Source organism: Paenibacillus sp. Paensp38 (assembly GCF_059491915.1).
The window spans coordinates 298,641-320,533 of the sequence record NZ_CP168516.1; the positions used below are offsets into that span (position 1 = coordinate 298,641).

Sequence of the window (21,893 nt, forward strand, 5' to 3'; positions counted from 1 at the left end):
TTTGAAAATATAATTTTGAATTGAATACTCATTTGGAGCTTACTTTCAATGCCCCAAATGAGTATATTTTAAGTAGGGGGATACATCACCTTGAAAAGCCGATTTAACAAATACATTACGACATTCGCTGCTATTCTAATGTTGTTTTCTTTATTTTCACCATACGTAGGAGCAACCCCTGAAGTTGATTCCACTTCCCAAAATTTGCCCGATTCAAGCACTACAGTCACTAGTGCTACTTATGCTACTTATGAGATGCCGGTAGAAGTACCTAGCACATATGCTGAGCCTACCAATGCTGTAACTACCACAGATGCGACCTATGCAGATGGAGAATACCTGATTGATTACAAACCTTTAAGAAAGACAGTCAGCGGTAACACCAGAGATTCGAGTTTCAAAACAAACTATACCTATCCTGGAGATTTGATCATTAAGGATGGAAAATACCATTTTTCATTTAAGTTTGCGGAAACTCAAGGGCTATCGAAATTTTTAGTAGAACAAAACGGGGAAACAGTTCCCGCAAAAATAGAGGTGGATTCTGGGAAAGCTTCCGGGACTGTAAGCTTCGATGTTTATGATTTTCATCAAAATGTAAATACGGAGTTTGGATTTAATAGCAGTTCTCCGTGGTATGTAGATACCGATCCAGATCGTTCAGTGAAGGAATGGATTGAGTTTGATCCTTCCAGCTTGAGACTTAAAAACTCAACGGAGAATCCAACGGTTCCACCTGTAACACCACCGGTGACGCCTCCTAATGCAGGAGAAAAACTTTCTGATTTGGACTTTACCCTTTTGAAAGATGGAACCAATGAAAAGTCTATGATGGATGGGTATACGGAGAAACCAGGCTCACTAATTGAGCGTGGAGGTAAACAATATGCCCAGTTCACATTAAAGAACAGCAAACAGATTGATGGTTTTAAGGTAGAGCAAAATGGGGTGTTAACCGACACTTCTGTTGTAAGTGAAGATCAAACTGCGAATACACGAGTGATCGAGTTTGAAGTGAAAGAACTGCCTGCCAAGCTCAACGCATGGGTGAGCATCAACTGGCCTGAGCTGGGCTACGTGCATACTTATAATGTAGATCTTCAGATGTCTTCTGCACCCGCCCCATCAGATTTGGCGGATGGAACGTATTCTATTAATTTTAATACCCTGCACGCCACAAAAGATCAGCCATCAGCCATGGCACAGTATCTGTTGTCTCCGGCAACTTTGACGGTAGCGAAGGGACAAAAAGAAGTTTCCTTCACCATTAAAGACAGCACTACAGTGACGGAATTCAAAACTGAACAAAATGGAACGTTGACGGATGCAGATATTGTAAGTGTGGACAAGACCGCCAATACACGTATTGTGAAATTCAAAGTAGCGGATTTGGACGCGATTTTGAATGCGCAGGTACATGTGAGCACGACCTATCCAGGTGGGGTTTATGAGATGGACCATAAACTTCGGCTTCAGTTCGATAAAAACAGTATCTCGGGAACGGACAACGGTTCAACTCCAGTAACGTCAAATCTGGACTTCACGCTGTTAAAAGACGGTTCAAGTGAAAAGTCTATGATGGATGGATATACAGAAAAACCGGGTACTCTGGTTGAACGTAAAGGCAAGAAATATGTACAGTTCACTTTGAAAAACAGCAAACAAATTGACGGCTTTAAAGTAGAACAAAATGGAGTATTGACCAACACGACCGTAGTAAGTGAAGATCAAACGGCGAATACACGTGTTATCGAATTTGAGGTTAAGGAAGTGCCTGCCAAACTGAATGCATGGGTAAGCATCAACTGGCCTGAGCTGAACTATGTAGAAACCTATGATGTCGATCTTCAATTAGGAGCGGCAACAACCCCGGTTGATCCTGGGACGCCAGGCACACCAGGCACGCCCGGAAAGAATTTAGCTGATGGAACGTATTCAATCAACTTCGATGCGCTGCACGCAATCAAAGATCAAAAATCGGCCATGGCGCAATATTTATTGTCTCCGGCCACACTGACGGTATCAAAAGGCAAGTATGAAGCCTCCTTTACCATCAAAGACAGCACCACCGTGACAGAGTTTAAAACAGAACAAAGCGGGACACTTACGGATGCAGATATCGTTAGTGAGGACAGGAATGCTAATACACGTGTTGTGAAATTCAAAGTGGCGGATTTGGACGCTATTCTGAATGCACAGGTACATGTGAGCACGACCTATCCAGGTGGGGTTTATGAGATGGATCATAAGCTTCGTCTGCAATTTGACCGCAGCAGCATTACAGCTAAAGGACCGGATAACGGAACCACAACCCCAGTTGAAAATGGCAGATACAGCATTGATTTCTCCGTACTCAAAAACGGAAGCAATGAAATATCTGTGATGGATGGATATATGCAAAAGCCAGCCACACTGTTAAAACAGTCTGGTAAAAATATCATTCAGATCAAAATGGACAAGAGCAGCTGGATCAAAACGTTCAAAGTAAATGGTGCAGAGGCTCAGGTTGTCGATCAATCAAGCTCCGCAAATACAAGAACAGTACAATTTGAAGTGCCAAATCTGTCGGATAAAGTGACAGTGAATACGCATGTCATCGTACCTGGATTGGATTTGAGTGGTATCCCATATGATCACGTGTATGATGTGCAGTTCCAATTCGAGCCTGCTACCATTCGAAGCTTTGTTGAGCCTACCTCTTCAGGGGCGGCTGATCCCATGATTAAACTGGATTTTGACAAGCTTGCCAATGGTAAATATGCTTTGAAATTCAGTATTGTTTTGTCAGATGGCTCAACAGCAGCAGATTCACAGGCTCAACGCTTCATCACTGACGAACCGGCGCAATTGGTCGTGGAAGGCGACAAACGGTTTGTAGGTCTGAAGCTGCAAAACAGCAATGAAGTGAAGGCGCTGCGTATTTGGGACAACGCAAGCGGGGACTACCGAGATGCAGAAGTGACCCAGGAAGATGCAGCAAGCAATACGAAGCATGTTCGTTTTAGCGTAAGTGACTTTAAGAGCAATGTAAAAGGCCAACTGGTTGTCTACGAAGCTCCTAAAGTGGCAAGTAGCGCTCAGATGGTTTTCAAGGCGGAGGATCGAGTAGAAAAGGTATATGATTTTGAATTTAAATTCGATACCAGCAATGTATCTTATCACAACGAAACCAAAGCAGACGAAGTAGAACAGGGGAAAAATAACTTGGCCGATGGAGAGTACACTGCGAACTTCCGTGTGCTGGCGAACGGAACGGATAAGGATTCTCTAGTAGCTCCTTTTGTACAGAGTCTAGCGAAGTTGATTGTGAAAAACGGTAAGGTTCAGGCTCATGTAACCGTTACGAACAACCAGGCTTTGAAGCTATTCCAAACGGATTTTGAAGGCCGTTATGCCAATCCGACGATTATGGGTTCGGACACTAAAGGTGACACGCACACGATTGCGTTCGAAGTACCTGATCTGGATAAGAAGTTAAGTGTGTACACACAGGTATATCTGCCTGAGAAATACATTCTAAATGAGAAATTCGGCGGACAGATTCAATTTGACCGTGCATCGCTTAAAGGTGAGGGAGTCAATACAGCTACAACCGTAACCCCTACTGAACCGATAGTAGCTTCTACGGACAAGGCAGCAGAAACAACTGCATCTGTAGCTGAAACCAAACCAGTAGTTGAGCAACCGGTTCAAATGGCTTCCGAGAAGCAATACACGATTAATTACAACGTATTTAAAGACAAAACGAGTGAAGCTTCCGTTATGGACGGTTATCTCGACAAGCCAGCCACACTGATTGAAAAGGGAGACAAGCGCTATATCCAAGTAACTTTGAAAAATAGCTCTTGGATGCCAACTTTACAAGTGGAGCAAAACGGTACCCTGAAAGATGTAGAAGTGATCTCGACATCCGGCGATACACGTGTTGTTCAATTCGAGGTAGGGGACTTGTCCCAGAAAATCAGTGCTTACACACACGTTATTGTGCCTGGCTTGGTTCTTGGCGGAGTGCCGTATGATCACTGGTATACAGTTCAGTTCCAATTTGATGAAGCAAGCCTGAAAGCGAAGTAGCCTCAGGTTGTGACGTCAATGAAGCCCGAATAACAGCAAAGTTTGTATGCGAGCAAGTCTTGGTGCCTCGGCGTCAAGACTTGTCAGCATTTACATACCCGAGGAATTTGCAAAAATCCAATAAGCGACTTCTAGTGAACAATATGTAGATCAAACAGTCTAGTTCGTCTATATATTGCACTTTGGAGCGACTGGAGTCGAATTTTGCTAAATCCTGATACCCGAAAAGTTAGGGTTCCTAATGCAGTTCTATATTTTGAATTGAGGTGACTGGATTTTCATGAAACGATATATAGCATGGGCTCAAGGAAGATCGTTTTGTTTGTATATGTTAATCGGCATCGTGATCTTGTTGCTGGCCGGATGTTCGGGAGGAGGACAGGCTGGACAGAATCAGACCGATGGTTCGAAATCAGCGGCAACATCTGATGCAACCGGAAAGTCGTCTGACGGTAAAGCTCAAGCTCCTCGGATTGTGGCGACTACGGTAGCCATTGCGGAAATCACGGATGCGCTGGGCCTGGATTTGGCTGGTAAGCCGACAAGCACGAAAGTGCTGCCTGACCGTTACAAGGATGTGCCTGATGTGGGTAATCCGATGAGTCCCGACATGGAAAAAGTGATGTCACTGAAGCCGACGGATGTACTGTCGGTGACGACACTGAAATATGATCTGGAGCCTAAATTTAAAGATTTGAAAATCAATGCCGAATTTTTGAATTTTGAAAGTCTCGCGAATATGCAAAAAGAAATTCAAAAGCTGGGAGACACGTTTGGCAAAGCCGATAAGGCCAAAGAGATTAATGGAGCGTTGGATGCCAAAGTAACTGAGATTCAACAAAAGATCAAAGGGAAGAAATCTCCTAAAGTATTGATTTTGCTGGGAGTACCGGGAAGCTATCTGGTGGCTACCGAGCATTCCTATATTGGGGATCTGGTTAAAATTGCAGGCGGAACAAATGTGGTTCAGGGCGAGAAGGTGGAGTTCATTGCCCACAATACCGAAGCCTTGCAGCAATCCAACCCTGATATCATTTTGCGCGCTGCACACGGGATGCCGGATGAAGTAGTGAAAATGTTCGATGAAGAGTTCAAAACCAACGATATCTGGAAGCATTTCAACGCTGTGAAAAATGGGCATGTCTATGATCTGCCTGAACCGTTGTTTGGCACAACAGGGAATCTAGCGGCAAACTCGGCGCTAGATGAGCTGATGAAAATGCTGTATCCTTCGAATTAAAGGAAGCTGATGACATGTCCAAAAAAGGTTGGAGTCTTATTGTTGTAATGGTCTTGCTCGTCGGCGTCATGTTATATTCAGCGATGACAGGTAGTCTCAAGGTGGATTTGAGTCAGTTGGTCACCGGATTGTGGACAGGTACAGATGATCAGGTGAATGTGGTCAAGGACCTGAGACTACCGAGAATTATCGTAGCCGTGATGGCAGGTGCAGCACTTGCAGTGGCGGGTGTCTTGCTGCAAGCTGTTATGAAAAACCCGCTGGCAGATGCCGGAGTTATCGGCATTTCTTCGGGAGCAGCATTGATCTCGCTGATTGCGGTGACGGTCTTTCCAATGCTTTATTTCTGGATGCCGTTCTTTTCATTTATTGGCGGTGCGATAGCTTGTTTAATGGTTTATGGATTTTCATGGAGATCCGGATTGCATCCGATTCGTCTCATTCTGATTGGGGTGGCTGTGAATGCCATTTTTTCTGGTTTAGGTCAGTCGTTTAACTATCGAGGCAGTTATGCGGTCACCAGTATTAACCAGGTTACCACTTCAACCTTGTCTATGAAAAAATGGGTAGATGTCGAGGTTATTGTGGCCTATGGCGGGATTGGACTAATTTTGGCCATGCTCGTGTTCTCTTGGTGCAATTTCTTGTCTCTTCAAGATAAAACAGCTAAAAATCTGGGATTCAATGTAACGCGCGCACGACTTTTGATTTCTGTGATTGCAGTGCTGCTTGCAGCAACGGCTACAGCCATCGCAGGAGTGATTGCCTTTATCGGCCTGCTCGTTCCGCATTGTGCCCGCTATCTAGTTGGCTCGGATCATAAGTGGTTGATTCCATTTTCCGCCTTATGCGGCGGCTTGCTGCTGCTGCTCGCGGATACTCTGGGGCGGACGGTGCTTGCTCCCAATGAAATCCCGGCTTCTATTATTATGGCCGTCATTGGCGGGCCGTTCCTGATATTCCTGATCAGAAAGGCGGATCGCACCTATGGACATTAAGGATATAACCTTCTCATATGATCGGAAAACAGATCGTCTGCACGCTATTCATGCTGTTATTGAGTCGGGACGGATTACGACCATTATTGGTCCCAACGGGTGTGGCAAATCGACGCTGCTCAGCGTGATGTCCAACAATGCTGTTCCCCGCTTGGGCCAGGTGATTCTGGACGGCAAAGAGATAGCCCACTACAAGCCCAAGGAGCTGGCCCGTCAACTGGCGGTAGTCCATCAGCAGAACGAGGCACCTTCCGACTTGACTGTAGAAAAGCTCGTAAGCTTCGGCAGATTGCCGCATAAGAACATGTTCACAGCGAGACGTGACGAGGATGAGGAGGCGATTGAGTGGGCGATAGCCTGTACTAACCTGAACGAACGTAGAACTCGCACGTTGGATCAGCTCTCAGGAGGAGAACGGCAGCGTGTATGGATTGCAATGGCCTTGGCACAGCGGACGCCAATTTTATTTCTGGATGAGCCGACCACCTATTTGGATATGTACTACCAGCTTGAAATTTTAGAGCTCATTCGGCAGTTAAACCAAGAACATGGACTGACAATCGTGATGGTGCTGCATGATATCAATCAGGCTATTCGGTATAGCGATGTAATGATTGCCATGAAGGAAGGGCGTATTATAGCGAACGGCCCACCTACAGAGGTCGTTACATCTGAACTGATCCAGGCGGTTTATGATGTGGAGGTCGTAATCAAACAGGATGATGAAGCCGGCATGTATCTCATTCCGATAGGAGTCGGGGCTTCCTGACATTTACAAGCATACGGAACATCAATGCTGCGACTGAATAACGCGTTTGTCCTCACGACATCTCAACGAATTTAAAACATGAAAATGGTTCTGGTCCATGTGTTTGTCAGGTGACAATCGTGGAGACAGAAGCATTTTTTATTTTATTTATAAGATATTGGATGAGATTCAGGGACGGTTATGCTTATACTACGGTTCGAATCCGATCTTTTGTGTGTTATACTATTGCCGTCGGTAATTTTGTGTTTAGCACTTTACTAATGATAAGGATGGTATGCTTATATGATCAGTACAAGCGGCGTAACGCTTCGTTATGGGAAACGCCCACTTTTTGAAGACGTAAATATCAAATTTACTCCTGGGAACTGCTACGGCCTGATTGGGGCGAATGGCGCGGGCAAATCCACCTTTTTGAAAATTCTTTCCGGTGAAATCGAAGCCAATTCAGGCGAGGTTCACATGACACCGGGCGAACGGATGGCAGTGCTCAAGCAGAACCATTATGAATACGATGAATTCCCGGTTCTGGAAACCGTTATTATGGGTCATACGCGTCTGTATGAAATCATGAAGGAAAAAGATGCGCTGTATGCCAAAACGGAATTTACTGAAGCAGACGGCCTGCGTGCCGGTGAACTGGAAGGCGAATTTGCGGAACTGAATGGTTGGGATGCTGAGCCGGATGCAGCTTCCTTGCTGATCGGTCTTGGTATTCCCCGCGACCTGCATGACAAGAACATGTCTGAGCTGAGTGGTAATGACAAGGTACGTGTTCTCCTGGCTCAAGCGTTGTTTGGCCGTCCGAACAATTTGCTGCTTGATGAGCCTACCAACCATTTGGATCTCGAATCCATTCAATGGCTGGAAAATTTCTTGATGGACTATGAAGGCACCGTCATCGTCGTATCCCATGATCGTCACTTCCTGAACAAGGTATGTACGCATATTGCGGATATCGATTTTGGCAAAATCCAGATGTACGTCGGCAACTACGACTTCTGGTATGAGTCCAGCCAGCTTGCGCTTGCCTTGACGCGTGATGCCAACAAGAAAAAGGAAGAGAAGATCAAGGAACTGCAAGCCTTTATTCAGCGCTTTTCCGCGAATGCTTCCAAGTCCAAACAAGCTACTTCACGTAAAAAACAACTGGATAAAATTACGCTGGACGACATCCGTCCATCGAACCGTAAATATCCTTTCCTGAACTTCAAGCCTGAACGCGAAGCAGGCAAACAACTCTTGACAGTAGACCGCCTCAGTAAAACCGTTGAAGGCGAGCAAGTGCTGAATGAGTTCAGTCTGGTTGTGAACAAAGGCGATAAAATCGCGTTTGTTGGGCCGAACGGTTTGCCTAAATCGACGCTCTTCCAAGTATTGATGAACGAGATTGAAGCAGACAGCGGAGAATTTTCTTGGGGGATTACAACTAGCCAAGCTTATTTCCCGAAAGATAATTCCACCTATTTTGAAGGTGTGGACATGAATCTTGTGGAATGGCTCCGTCAATATTCCAAGGATCAGGACGAAACGTTCCTGCGTGGTTTCTTGGGACGTATGCTTTTCTCTGGTGAAGAAGCACTTAAGAAAGCAAGTGTACTGTCCGGGGGCGAAAAGGTTCGCTGTATGCTGGCGAAAATGATGCTGAACGGTGCCAATGTGCTGTTGCTGGAAGAACCGACCAACCACTTGGATTTGGAGTCCATTACAGCGCTGAACAATGGTCTGATTGATTTTGACGGTACTATATTGTTCACATCTCATGACCATCAGTTTATTCAAACGATTGCGAACCGCATTGTGGAAATTACACCAAACGGCGTAATCGACCGTACGATGAGCTATGATGAATACTTGGAAAATGAAGAAATCGCGAAATTGCGTGAACGTATGTATCCGGTAGAAATCGGCTAAAATTCCAACCGGCTATCTTCAACAACTAGATAAACGAAAGAGGAGCTCCTTTAGGCCATTGAGATGGCAGGGAGACTCCTCTTTTTCGTTTTTGTGCCATGCCCATAGCTTACCTGGCTCTGGCCGTGAGGTAAGATAGACCTCGCCAGACCTTTGGTACCCTATAAAGGCTATGAGGTGGCTTATGATCCGCCTGTACGACGGCGTTGGTTGTTCGGCTTCTTCGTATTTTGGCTTTTAAGTGTTTTGGTGGAACCGCCTTGAAAGCCGCCCTGCTGTGAAGCGCCGGACTGCTGTTTTTTTTGTGCCAGCTTTTCCCGAATGGCATCTGCGAGATTAACTTTACGTGGTTCATTGGCATCGCTCATGAATAAATTCCTCCTGTTGCCGCCAGATTCATGTCAATCATGTTGGATTGAAGAAAAACGCGGCTGTGTCCTCATTTTATACGTTTTTAAAAGAAGGGACAAGGGCAACAATGATAACACCCATCTGGGGTGGGGCGGGAGAGAAAACGTCTGTTTTTTGTGTGAAGGAAAAAATGTTTTGTGTAACCTACAGGAATGGGGCCTGGCAATACTTTTTCGTTGTTCCTACAGCGATGCAGAGCGGAAAGACTGTTTCTCTAGACCCACACAAAGTTCGTCTGCTATCCTGAAAATAACAGTTACCCAAAGGTGAATTGTTATTTTCAGGATAGCTACGCTGCTTGTTTGAAAAGTTAATGTTGAGGGTTCAAGGCAGCGATGCTGCTATTTTTATTTTTGGGCCCGGTGAGGTCGTTCTGCTGGGAACTATATATTTGAAGGAGTGTCCTACGTTGTGGTAAATGTCTATGATGAAATCCGAAAAGGTGAGCGTGGGGCGTGGGTAAGCATTGCTGCTTATCTCTTGCTGTCCGCCTTTAAGCTGATTAGCGGGTATATATTTGCTTCTAGCGCATTGCGGGCGGATGGCTTCAATAATGTTACCGATATTGTAGTGTCGGTTGCTGTACTGGTTGGACTGAGAATTTCCCAAAAGCCACCGGACTCTGACCATGCCTATGGACATTTTCGGGCAGAAACGATCGCGGCGCTGCTGGCGTCCTTTATTATGGCTGTCGTCGGTTTGCAGGTGCTTATTGATGGGATCGGCAGCATTTTCAAGGGCGGAAAGCAAATACCGGATATCACCTCCGCGGGTGTAGCTGTGATTTGTGCCGTGATTATGCTGGGAGTGTACTTGTACAATAACAGGCTGGCACGGCAAATTAACAATAAGGCTTTGCTGGCAGCGGCCAAGGATAATCTATCGGATGCACTTGTCAGTGTTGGGGCAGCAGTTGGCATTATCGGCGCACAGTTCGGGCTACCCTGGCTGGATACTGTAGCTGCGATCGCGGTAGGATGTATCATTTGCAAAACAGCGTGGGATATTTTTAAGGATTCCACACACAGCTTGACCGATGGATTTGATGAGCAAGAACTGTCTGACTTACGAAGTACGATTGCCCGTATACCTGGAGTAGAGGGGATTCGGGACGTTAAGGCACGTGTACACGGCAATCATGCACTGGTGGATGTGGTCATTGAGGTGAATCCGCAACTCAGCCTGATTGAAGGGCATCGGATCAGCGACCGGATTGAGGAACGCCTACAAGAGGTTCATAATACGATGCATGTCCATGTCCATGTAGAACCCAAATTATAGATTAATTATTAAATAGTTAGTATTAAAAGTGACTTTAGACCTATATGTAAAAGGCGTATACGCTTCCTTTTGTGACGTTTGGATTATATCTCTCTTCCTGCTGCTTTTACTATAATGAAGGCATGTCCGGCTATATTCGTCGGAATTGGATATGCTCTTCAAATTCGTAAAAACAGCCAGGAGGTGCAACATTGAGAAGACGCGTGATGGGAATGCTCATGACGTCAGCCGCGCTGTTGGCAGCAATTCATGTGGCGCCGGGTCAGGTTGACGCAGCGGCATCAACAGCATCCACAGGACAGAAGGCGGTTATTCAGGCGGCTGTAAAGCTTAGATCCGGTCCTTCGACTACAGGGGATGTAGTCAGCTTTATGAAGCAGGGAGAGGCCGTAACGGTATTGGAGAAAACAAACAGCTATTGGTATAAGATCAAGACTTCTGATGGAGTAACCGGATACACTAGCAGCTCCGACAAGTACATAAAAGTTGGCGCTACCAGCGTCGCTGCTGCTGTCACCTCATCTGCCAGCCGTAAATCGGAAGCCGCAGAGCCAGTTAAAAATGTTTCAGCTAAAGAGGCTGTGGCCTCAGTGAATAGTTCTGCCGGTCAAACGAAAGCTACGATTCAAACGTCCGTTCGTTTGCGGGCGGAGGCATCCACTTCTTCCGAGGTCTTGGGCTATTTGAATGCAGGGGATGTCGTTACGATTACCGATCCAAGTAATGCCTATTGGTTCAAGGTTACCAATGCTGGTGGTACGGTGGGTTACGTCAGCTCGTCTCCACAGTATATTCGTATTGGTGAGGGCGTTGTTGTGCAGCAGCCTGTGTCTGCTCCGGTGACAACCACTCCTGATACTACTGCAATACCTGTGACAGCCTCTCCTGCGTCAACTATGAACATATTTTCCGGTGATGCAGCGGCTGCAATAGAGCAGGTTATTAACACGGGGATGACTTATCTCGGAACTCCATATGAATATGGTTCGGATCGTAGCAGTACGGCTACTTTTGATTGCTCGGCATTTACCCGTCAAATTTTCCGTCAGGCTGTAGGTATCCAGCTTCCGGCAGATTCTCGTTCACAGGGTGAGTGGATCAAGCAAAACAGTCAGCCGAATACGGACATGACTACGCTGAAGCGTGGCGATTTGCTCTTCTTTACCAATTATAATGCATCTTCCGGGGCGTACACGTCCTTGGATAACTCCTCCCAAACGATTACACACGTAGCTGTATATTTGGGAGACAACAAGCTTCTCCATACGTTTTCTGTAGCGGGTGGCGGTGTAAAAGTTACGGATTTCAGCAAGCCTTGGCAGGACCGTTTCCTGTTTGGGGGCAGCGTGATTCAATAAAAGCGCCGCTAACTGTTAAAAAGCTGCATCAAAAAAGGATGTTCCACAGCCCTGTTGACCAGGGTGGGAACATCCTTTTTTTATAGACATTTAGAATATTGCTTTTGTGCAGCTAGCATCCGATAACTATGAAACCCGTTTTCTTCTGGTGAAGAGTGAAATGACGAACAACACCAGAAATATCACAAATAATATTTTAGCGATTGTAGCAGCTACGGACACGACGATACCAAAAAAACCTAAGATACCGGCGATCACAGCAAAAATTAAGAATAAAGCGGACCATTTTAGCATGTTCTGTATCCTCCTTTAATTGTATATAATGTGGCATACTCACGCCCCGATAGAGCATGGTTGCAGATGATGGAGACTTCTATAGAATATTCGTGTCTGTGCCATCGTTATACGTTGTTTTAAACGGTGTGAGAGTCCGTGAATCATAACGTTTGGAGCGGAGAAGAAGCCAGCCTGGACGTTGTTTCGTGTCTGAATCTAAAGGGTAACTATGCAGTAATCATAAACATCATCGTGAAAGACGAAAGAGAGGTTACGCTATGTTAACACAGGTCAGCATTTTTATTATTGCTATCGCATTTGCAGTTCTCGTTATTTTCCTCATTAAAACGTTGAAAGCAGCACAAGGCTCTTTGGATAAGGTGACTCAAACCTTGCAGGATGTACAAAAAACGATTGATGAACTGAGTTATGAAGTAAAACAAACGGTTCGACATGCGAATGACATCACCGCAGATGTTGATCATAAATTGAAGCAAGTGGAGCCAGTGATGGAATCGGTTAGAAATTTGGGGGAGGTACTCAGCGAAGTGACGTTGGCTGCCAAGCAGGCTTCAACAGCGTTAATGACACGGTTTCAGAAATCGCATAGCGCTGCGAGTAATACTTCCAGAACGGATAACGCGATCAAGGCAACGACATCGAATAGACCTTTGACCGCAACGGAGCGGACGGTTCAGAGCTACAATGCGACTTATGAGGAGCCTGCGGCCAAGCCAGGTAAAAACTGGTTGGGTTATGTAGACATCGCTGCTGGGGTGTGGCAGAAAATGCGTCAGTAGCATAGTGGCTGAACCGTAAACTACAGGAAATTCATTGAAAGGGTGAGATTTATGATGAAGACGTTATTACTAGCTGCTGGTTTGCTCACTCCCTTTTCCGGACAGGATACGGTTCAGCAAACCGTTTCCCCGCAAATAGCGGGACATGTGGTTAGGACTGTGCAGACGATACCCGCTTCACATGCTGTACCAGCAGATTTTCATACCTTAAATGGCATATCTTTGGATGATACACGTGCTGATGTATTGAAAAAGCTGGGCAAGCCACAGCGAGTCAAAAAGGATAAGTTGCTGCTTTCTACAGAATACCAATATCCAGATGTTGTGGTAGGTATGCGTGAGGACGTCGTTTCTTATGTGCATGTAGATCCTGCTGCCGGTCGAATCAAGGTGAATGATAAGTGGCTGCCGCTGCAACGGAAAACGCTCGATCAGGCGCTGGGTGGCTCGCAATTCACGGCGGAAGACGGAGAGGTATATGTACGCGGACAACGTGCAATCAAAGTGTTTATGGATGAGACGTCTGATAAACCTAAGTATGTTGAGTTTTTTGATGAAACGGAATGGTAATTGATTTTTTTAAGGCATGACATAACATGGAAGTTTCAAATGGATATGTGAAGTGTAATAGTCAGAGAAGTCAATCCTTAAAGGAGCGTGAGAAACATGAATCAGACCAATCATAAATCTTATGCCAAAGTGGTAGATAACGGTGTACAAGCCGTTGAAGCAGTAAATGAGTTGCGTAACACAGGCTATCGTTATGAGGATGTGTTCGTGCTCGCTCATGATCAGGATCGGACAGATCGTATTGCCGATACGGTGGATGCCAAGGAAATCGGGATTAAGGAAGAGGGCGTTTTCGATTCATTAGCCAACTTGTTCCGTTCCCGCGGCGATGAGCTTCGCGCTAAAATTACTTCCTTGGGATTTACAGATACGGAAGCTGACTTTTATGAAAAAGAACTGGATCAGGGGAAAGTGCTGGTCATTGCTAAAAAAGCGTGATATCGCTGTTCACTATAAGAGCAGCGTGACATTAGATTCGAAAAAGAGGAAGTTGACCGCAGCACAAGTGTTTCGCGGGTCCTCCAAAAACATAGATAAGGAATGGGGTTCAGCCTCATTCCTTATCTATGTTTTTGGAATGCCTTCTTACGGAAACACTACTACTAATCAACAAGGGTGTTGCCGTTTAAGTAGGTATAGTATAATACATGAGTTACAGATAAGGAGAAGCCAATGAGAATTCTAATTGTTGACGATAACCCGACGAATATCATTATTATTCGTGAGATACTAAAAAAAGAAAATTATCGGGATGTGATCTCTGCTAACTCGGCCGCAGAAATGTTAGAGCATCTGGGAATAGGCGATCGTACCATTAGTCTCAGGCCCCGTCCTTCAGATATTGATCTGGTGCTGCTGGATATGATGATGCCTGAAATGGACGGCATTGAAGCTTGCAGTATTGTGCAGGAATATGAGCATTTAAAAGATATCCCGATTATTATGGTAACGGCTGTAGGTGATTCTAAAAAATTGGCTGAAGCTCTGGATGTGGGAGCCGTCGATTACGTCACGAAGCCGATCAACAAGGTAGAGCTAATGGCGCGAATCCGATCTGCCTTGCGTCTCAAATTGGAGAAGGACTGGCATAAGGATCGGGATCAGCGAATTCAGGATGAGTTGAAGCTGGCCGCGATGGTGCAGCAAGCGGTACTTAGTCCTGCCATTCAGGACCCGGTGCTGCAAGTAAATGCGCTCTATCAGCCTTCCTTTGAACTGGCAGGGGATTTATATTCTTGGTATCCGTTAGGGGAGGGGCGATATGCCATCATTTTGCTGGATATGATGGGACATGGCATTTCTTCTTCGCTGTTCTGCATGTTCATTGCATCTGTACTTAAGGACACGGTGACCACGTATGTGGAGCCTGAGAAGGTCATACAAGAGCTGAATCGTCGTTTTAATCAACTGGATCTGGGCAAACAGCTGGTACAGTATTATTTTACGGCGATTTATATGGTGATTGATACCCGTGCACGGCGAATTGACTATGTAAATGCGGGACATCCTCCCGGTTTGCTGTTCAACCAGGATGGTAGCATTACCAAATTTGACCGTGCATGCAGCCCGGTTGGTTTATTTGATAAGATTGATGCAGAAATGCACACGATTCATTATGAAGGAACAGGGCATATCGCTTTGTATACGGATGGCTTGCTGGAGGCGGTGGAAGGTGAATATGAGGAGCAGTTGCAGTATCTGACTGAGTGTCTGCGTAAATATGAGCAATGGAATGAAGAAGCGATGCTGGATGCTTTTTTTCGTAAAGAGGCGCCACAAGATCGTGATGATGATAAATGCCTGATCTGGATTTCGTTGAAAGAGGGAGAGAGCTTGCATGAAAATCAGAAATAAACTGCTGATTGGCTTTGGATCGCTTATGGCGATCCTCCTTGTGCTGACACTAATCAGCTATGACCGGATGGGGAGCCTGAATGAGCAGTTGAATCAGGTTTATCAGGATCGATATATGAAAGTCCGGAAAACAACAGCTATTCGCGGGCAGGTGAACGATATGGCCAAAGTGATGGCCAATCTGATCTTGAATCCAGGTTCCTCCGTTAGTGAGGCCAAACGCGAGCTGGACGATATTTCGGCTACTGGAACGAAAGTGCTGGCTAGTCTGCAAACGAATTCCGGCACCAGTGAAGAGCAACAGCAGGTTGATCGGGTAGCCGTCGCGTGGAATGAATTTTTAAGTTACGAACAAAGACTGGTCTCTTTGTTGGGGCAAGATCGTATTGATGAGGCTAACGCTTTCCGCAATAGTACTGGTTTGCCTGCCCAAGAGGAGGCGATGGATAGTATTAATGCCCTTGCCGTTTTTCAGGATCGGGAAATTGATAGCGACATGAAGCAAGCCAATTTGGCGTATGAAGAATCTGTGCAGATTACCACAATTCTGATGGCCGCCGGCCTGATCATGGGCTTACTGGTTATTTTGTGGGTGCTCCCAAGTATTGCCAAAGGTCTAAATGTCGTGAATCTCATGATTAATGGTTTTGGCAAGGGAAAGTACAGGGCCATCAGCCGAATGAGTGTTGCCTCCAAAGATGAAATCGGTGAGGTCGCTCGTGTATTTCAACAAATGGCCGGAGACTTGGAAGAAAAGCGGAAATTTGAACATTCCGTCCTTCAAACGCAGAAGGACCAAACTTGGCTTAATGCCAATACTGCTCGAGTGACTGAGTTGTTCCGTGGCGTAAATTCACTGGAGCAGGTTGCTCAGATGTTCATTAGTGAGTTTACGCCCATCTTGGGAGGCAGTTATGGAGCCATCTATTTGCAAGGAAAAGATGTAGAAGACAACCGATTTAAGTTATACGGCTCCTATGCAAAGGTGACTGGCGAAAATTCGATTAGAGACGTTATCCAGGTAGGCGAAGGGTTGCTCGGACAATGTGTTTTGGATCGTAAGCCGATCTTGATTACAGAGGCTCCTGACGGATATTTGTCCATAGGCTCTGCCTTAGGAGAAAGTAAGCCAGTGGGAATTATGATTTTCCCTATTTTGTTCGAAGATGAGTGCATCGGTGCTATAGAAATAGCGTCACTGGATCGCTTCAGTGATCTGGAAACGAAGCTGTTTGCTCAATTAGTAGAGAGCATGGGGATCATTCTGAACAATATCAAGGGACGGATGCGTGTAGAGCAATTGCTGCGCGAGTCCCAGGCACTTACTGAGGAATTGCAATGCCAGTCCGAGGAGCTACAAACTCAGCAAGAGGAACTCAAGCGCTCCAACGAAAATTTGGAGGAGCAAACAGAGGAACTCAAGCGTTCAGAGGAATTGTTACAGCGTCAACAAGAAGAATTGGAGCATTTTAATACTGAACTAATTGCCAAAACCAGAGCGCTAGAAGAACAGGTACGAGAAGTGGAAGAAAAGAACGACGAGATTGAACATGCACGAGCTCAGTTGGAACAACAGGCCATGCAGCTAGGAATCACAAGCAAATACAAATCTGAGTTTTTGGCCAATATGTCTCATGAGCTGCGTACTCCGCTAAATAGCTTGCTCATTCTTTCTCAGCTCTTGTCTGAGAACAAGGAAGGCAATCTCAAGCCGAAGCAGGTGGAATATGCACAAACCATTTATATGTCAGGCGCGGATTTGCTGAAAATGATTGATGAAATTCTGGATTTATCCAAAGTGGACGCTGGAAAAATGGATATTAACCATGAAGCGGTCCACTTGAAGGAACTGGAACTGTTTGTGGAGCAGAATTTTGCTCCGGTCGCAGCCCAACGTGGGCTTCAACTGCATACCGAGATCGAAGAGAACTTGCCAGATGCCATTATCAGTGACGGTTATCGTCTCAAACAAATTTTACGTAATTTGTTGTCCAATGCATTCAAGTTCACCACGGAAGGATCTATTCGTTTCAGTGTATCTCGGGCAAATGGGGAACAGCTTCCGGGTCTGCTAAATCCACGAAGATCCTATCTGGCTCTATCTGTGCGTGATACGGGCATTGGGATTGCTTCCGATAAAACGGATCTGATCTTCGAAGCCTTCCAGCAGGTAGATGGTACAACCAGCCGGAAATATGGGGGGACAGGACTAGGTCTGTCAATCAGCCGCGAGCTTTCCAGATTGTTGGGCGGTGTGATTACGGTGGAATCCGAGCAGGGACAGGGCAGTTGCTTCACACTGTATTTGCCGGAACAAACGCCTACGGCTGAGGATATGGATTCTCATTCGAGAGAGGAATTTAACGGTACGGATGTGAATTCGAATTTTGAGAATGTTGCAGCCTCGGCAGAAACGGACCTTCCCATGATTATGCCTGCTAAACAGTTGCCATTATATCAGATACCTTCGAAAAACAAAGCGGAGGACATTATACATCCAGGGGACGACCGAAACGAGATTACCTCGCAGGATAAAGTGCTGCTGATTATTGAGGATGATATTAACTTTGCTAATATTTTGTACGATATGGCCCGTAGCCGGGGCTTTAAGGCACTGATCGCTCTCCAAGGAGACGATGGGCTCAACATGGCTCAGTCTTATTTGCCGGACGCTATTATATTAGATATTCAATTACCTGTGATGGATGGCTGGTCCATTTTAGGCGAGCTAAAAGGAAATTCATCGACACGTCATATTCCAGTGCATGTTATTTCAGTCATAGATGATGTGAAGCAGGGCCTAATGATGGGCGCGATTGCCTATCTCAAAAAGCCTTCCTCGAAGGAAAGTCTGGATAAGGCATTTTCACATATAAAATCGTATACAGACCAAATGGTCAAACGTCTTCTTGTGGTTGAAGATGACGATAATCAGCGTAAATCCATTATTGAGCTGATCGATCATGATGATGTTGCCATTACGGCGGTATCGACAGGTCAGGAAGCACTGAATGAGCTGGCCACTCAGCGGTATGACTGCATGGTACTGGATCTGATGCTGAGCGACATGACTGGTTTTGAGCTGCTGGATCGTATTCGAGAGAACGAGCAGCTAGCTGATCTGCCGATCATTATTTATACAGGCAAAGATCTGGATAACAAAGAAGAAACGCAACTTCGCAAATATGCAGAGTCTATTATTATTAAAGATGTTAAATCGCCGGAACGGCTTTTGGACGAAACAACGCTGTTCTTGCATCGTGTAGAGGCGAATCTTCCTGAGGACAAACGAAAAATTTTGCAAAAGCTATACAACAAGGAAGAGCTGTTTGAAGGTAAAAAAATATTGTTGGTAGACGATGATATTCGCAATGTATTTGCTCTGTCCAGTGTGCTGGAAAGCTATCGTATGGATGTTACCTTTGCGGAAAATGGAAGAGAAGCACTGGAACTGCTGGAACAGACACCTGATTTTGATCTGGTGCTGATGGATATGATGATGCCGGAAATGGATGGATATGAAGCGATGCGACGTATCCGGCTAATGCCACAATTCGAGAAGATGCCTATTATTGCCCTGACAGCCAAGGCCATGAAGGATGATCGTTCCAAGTGTATTGAGGCAGGCGCTTCCGATTATGTAAAAAAACCGATTCAAACCGAACAACTTTTATCATTAATGCGGGTGTGGTTGTATTCGTAACCCAAAAAAATGGGTAATATAAATCGACACATGATGGGAGCGGCACAGGCAAAACCTATTTAGGAATTGGAGAGAGATTATGACATCTAAGGATATGGCGGATAATGCTGCTAATGAAGTGAAATCGAATGATGCTGAGCGGGAATTGATTGAGATTGAGCTGTTGCTGGAAGGTATACATCGGCTGTACGGCTACGATTTCCGTAACTACGCTCTGCCTTCGATTAAGCGGCGTGTTTATTATCATGCGCAGTCCGAGAATGTAAGCACGATATCAGGACTTCAGGAGAAGGTGCTGCATGATCGCAGCGCCTTCGATAGGCTGGTACAGAGCCTTTCCATTCCGGTGACCGAGATGTTCCGTGACCCGGAGCTGTTTCTGAATTTCAGACAGAAAATCATTCCTATTTTGCGAACGTATCCGTATATTCGAATATGGCATGCAGGTTGCTCCACGGGTGAGGAAGTATATTCTATGGCGATCTTGCTGCATGAGGAAGGCTTATATGATAAGGCCCGCATTTATGCGACGGATATGAATAACCTGTCTTTACAGCAGGCGAAGGAAGGCGTATACGGGATCGACCGAATGAAGCTGTATACCAAAAATTATTTGGAGTCCGGGGGCACACAATCGTTCTCTGAATATTATACAGCCAAGTATGATTCAGTGATGTTTCATCCTTTTTTACGGAAAAATATTATTTTTGCGGAGCACAACTTAGCGACAGACCGGTCCTTTAACGAGTTCAATGTTATTTTTTGCCGGAATGTCATGATCTATTTTAACGACGAACTTCGCAACCATGTACATGGGTTGTTTTATGATAGCTTGAGTCATTTTGGCGTGTTGGTGCTTGGGGCCAAGGAATCCATACATTTTACCGATTATAGTGATTCCTACGAGCCGCTGGACCGGATAGAAAAAATATACCGGAAGATTAAATAGAGATGCTTAGGAGGATTCCATGGGGCTTCATGAACCGATTCATATATTGCTGGTAGATGACAGACCTGAGAACCTGCTCGCTCTTGAGGCGGTGCTGGAGAGTGAACAATATAATCTGGTAAAGGCCACATCCGGGGAAGAAGCGCTGCGATGTCTATTAAAAGATGAATTTGCACTCGTAGTCCTGGATGTGCAGATGCCGGGTATGGATGGTATTGAGACCGCAAAGCTAATCAAGGCCAGAGAGAAAACGAAGGATATTCCGATTATCTTCATTTCAGCTAACAGCAAGGAAGCGGAGCATTTATTTGCGGGATATTCAGCGGGCGGTATTGATTATATGGTTAAGCCGTTCATCCCTCAAATTCTCAAGTCCAAAATTGAAGGTTTCGTGCAAATGTATCTGACAAACAAGCGTTTGAAGACACAGTCCCATCTGCTCCATCAGAAGACCCAGCAGCTGGAGAAGATGAACAGCGAACTGATTGCCGCCAAGGAGGCAGCGGAGATTGCTGCCAATGCCAAAACGGAATTTCTGGCGATGATGAGCCATGAGATCCGCACACCTATGAACGGCGTCATTGGAATGATTGATTTGCTGATGGAGACGGAGCTGCAAAGCGACCAACAGGAATATGCCGATATCATCCGTCGTAGTGCAGACGCACTGGTAGCAGTCATTAATGATATTCTGGACTTCACTAAGCTGGAGTCAGGCAAAATGGAGGTAGAGGAATATCCTTTTGATCTGGTTTCCTGTATCAAGGAAGTTTTCAGCCTATTTACGGTAGAAGTGAACCGAAAGAACTTGGAACTGGTTTATTTTCTCGATGAACAGATGCCTCCTGTGTTATATGGAGATATGGGAAGATTGCGTCAAGTACTGATTAACCTGATATCCAATGCTGTCAAATTTACAGACCGGGGCGGGGTGTATGTCTTCGCATCTGTCAAAGAGCAAAGCGATAATGGACTTACCGTTGAGTTTTCTGTGAAGGATACAGGCATTGGTATTGATCCGGCTAAGGTTGGAAGGTTGTTTCAGCCCTTTTCCCAACTGGATTCTTCAATGACACGTAAATATGGTGGAACCGGGTTAGGACTCGCCATTTGTAAAACCTTAGTGAATATGATGGGCGGAGATATCCGTGTAGATACGAGCGGAGAACAGGGCGTGACGTTTCATTTCACAATGAAGCTTGGCTTTGCTCAGGAAAATGAACTGGAGGGAGAGTCCAGCCACGATTGGGAAATTCCACATCAGGAATCTCCAAGTCGTAGACCTGTACTGGTCGTTGATGATCATCCGATTAACCAGAAGCTGATGGTTAATATACTGGATAAGCTCGGACTGGCTTCAGATGTGGCAGCAGATGGACAGCAGGCGCTTGATATGGTCACGGCTAATCAGGACTATGACTATATCTTTATGGACTTGCAGATGCCTGTGATGGACGGTCTGGAGTGTACGGGTAGAGTGCGTGAACAATTGGCGGGAAGATCGCAACCTGCCATTATCGCCATGACGGCTAACGTCATGGAGGGTATTCAGCCTCGATGTATTGAAGCGGGGATGAACGATTATATTAGTAAGCCCGTTAAAATCAGCAGTGTAAAACAGGCATTGCTACGGCATTCTCCGGACCATTTTCCAATGCAACCGGGTAAAGATCAGATCAATGAAGCTTAGATGGTGGCA

16 protein-coding genes are annotated in these 21,893 nt (G+C 45.5%); 14 read left to right on the top strand and 2 right to left on the bottom strand.

The features are described from left to right. Window positions 1-90: 90 nt before the first annotated feature. The 5 genes from ACEN8J_RS01310 (at window position 91) to ACEN8J_RS01330 (ending at window position 8,992) form a co-directional block, all read left to right on the top strand. Complete coding sequence (locus ACEN8J_RS01310; RefSeq protein WP_340933171.1) at window positions 91-4,074, top strand: NEAT domain-containing protein; 3,984 nt, start codon at window positions 91-93, stop codon at window positions 4,072-4,074. A 280-nt stretch (window positions 4,075-4,354) separates the two neighbouring features. Beyond that, complete coding sequence (gene isdE, locus ACEN8J_RS01315; protein ID WP_459760995.1) at window positions 4,355-5,314, top strand: heme ABC transporter substrate-binding protein IsdE; 960 nt, start codon at window positions 4,355-4,357, stop codon at window positions 5,312-5,314. 14 nt (window positions 5,315-5,328) lie between these two features. After that, on the top strand, window positions 5,329-6,312 hold the full coding sequence (locus ACEN8J_RS01320) for a FecCD family ABC transporter permease (protein ID WP_495594186.1): 984 nt from the start codon (window positions 5,329-5,331) through the stop codon (window positions 6,310-6,312). Beyond that, window positions 6,302-7,081 carry an ABC transporter ATP-binding protein gene (locus tag ACEN8J_RS01325; protein WP_029517161.1) on the top strand — a complete coding sequence of 260 codons (780 nt, stop codon included), beginning with the start codon at window positions 6,302-6,304 and terminating at the stop codon, window positions 7,079-7,081. Before ACEN8J_RS01320 ends, ACEN8J_RS01325 begins: the two co-directional genes overlap by 11 nt. A gap of 282 nt (window positions 7,082-7,363) precedes the next feature. Then, entirely contained in the window at window positions 7,364-8,992 is a 1,629-nt protein-coding gene (locus ACEN8J_RS01330) for an ABC-F family ATP-binding cassette domain-containing protein (RefSeq protein WP_013311942.1), read from the top strand. 182 nt (window positions 8,993-9,174) lie between these two features. Here the strand turns inward: ACEN8J_RS01330 and ACEN8J_RS01335 are convergent, their stop codons facing one another. Next, the gene (locus ACEN8J_RS01335; protein WP_029517162.1) at window positions 9,175-9,360 is read right to left on the bottom strand and encodes a hypothetical protein; all 186 of its coding nucleotides are present in this window, start codon (window positions 9,358-9,360) and stop codon (window positions 9,175-9,177) included. 454 nt (window positions 9,361-9,814) lie between these two features. Here ACEN8J_RS01335 and ACEN8J_RS01340 point away from each other — a divergent pair, with 454 nt between their 5' ends. Then, window positions 9,815-10,684, top strand: a complete 870-nt coding sequence (locus ACEN8J_RS01340) for a cation diffusion facilitator family transporter (protein ID WP_029517164.1) — start codon at window positions 9,815-9,817, stop codon at window positions 10,682-10,684. A gap of 191 nt (window positions 10,685-10,875) precedes the next feature. After that, window positions 10,876-12,042 carry a C40 family peptidase gene (locus tag ACEN8J_RS01345; protein WP_495594187.1) on the top strand — a complete coding sequence of 389 codons (1,167 nt, stop codon included), beginning with the start codon at window positions 10,876-10,878 and terminating at the stop codon, window positions 12,040-12,042. A gap of 126 nt (window positions 12,043-12,168) precedes the next feature. On the opposite strand, the gene ACEN8J_RS01350 is transcribed toward ACEN8J_RS01345, so the two are convergent. Continuing rightward, on the bottom strand, window positions 12,169-12,336 hold the full coding sequence (locus tag ACEN8J_RS01350; RefSeq protein ID WP_029517166.1) for a DUF1328 domain-containing protein: 168 nt from the start codon (window positions 12,334-12,336) through the stop codon (window positions 12,169-12,171). 260 nt (window positions 12,337-12,596) lie between these two features. Between ACEN8J_RS01350 and ACEN8J_RS01355 the strand changes: the two genes are divergently transcribed. The 7 genes from ACEN8J_RS01355 to ACEN8J_RS01385 all read left to right on the top strand — a co-directional run bounded on the left by ACEN8J_RS01355 (window position 12,597) and on the right by ACEN8J_RS01385 (window position 21,884). Beyond that, window positions 12,597-13,118, top strand: a complete 522-nt coding sequence (locus tag ACEN8J_RS01355; RefSeq protein ID WP_029517167.1) for a DUF948 domain-containing protein — start codon at window positions 12,597-12,599, stop codon at window positions 13,116-13,118. A gap of 51 nt (window positions 13,119-13,169) precedes the next feature. Next, the gene (locus ACEN8J_RS01360) at window positions 13,170-13,688 is read left to right on the top strand and encodes a hypothetical protein (protein ID WP_495594188.1); all 519 of its coding nucleotides are present in this window, start codon (window positions 13,170-13,172) and stop codon (window positions 13,686-13,688) included. Window positions 13,689-13,784: 96 nt separating this feature from the next. Continuing rightward, window positions 13,785-14,126 (top strand): YflT domain-containing protein, encoded by a 342-nt coding sequence (locus ACEN8J_RS01365; protein ID WP_023990277.1) that lies wholly within the window; start codon window positions 13,785-13,787, stop codon window positions 14,124-14,126. A 234-nt stretch (window positions 14,127-14,360) separates the two neighbouring features. Next, window positions 14,361-15,542: a PP2C family protein-serine/threonine phosphatase gene (locus ACEN8J_RS01370; RefSeq protein ID WP_495594189.1), complete on the top strand. Its 1,182-nt coding sequence runs from the start codon at window positions 14,361-14,363 to the stop codon at window positions 15,540-15,542. Next, complete coding sequence (locus ACEN8J_RS01375; protein ID WP_495594190.1) at window positions 15,526-19,245, top strand: response regulator; 3,720 nt, start codon at window positions 15,526-15,528, stop codon at window positions 19,243-19,245. The genes ACEN8J_RS01370 and ACEN8J_RS01375 overlap by 17 nt, the downstream gene beginning before the upstream one ends. Before the next feature lie 79 nt (window positions 19,246-19,324). After that, window positions 19,325-20,194: a CheR family methyltransferase gene (locus tag ACEN8J_RS01380; protein WP_029517171.1), complete on the top strand. Its 870-nt coding sequence runs from the start codon at window positions 19,325-19,327 to the stop codon at window positions 20,192-20,194. A gap of 19 nt (window positions 20,195-20,213) precedes the next feature. After that, entirely contained in the window at window positions 20,214-21,884 is a 1,671-nt protein-coding gene (locus tag ACEN8J_RS01385; protein WP_029517172.1) for a response regulator, read from the top strand. The last annotated feature ends 9 nt before the right edge of the window (window positions 21,885-21,893 follow it).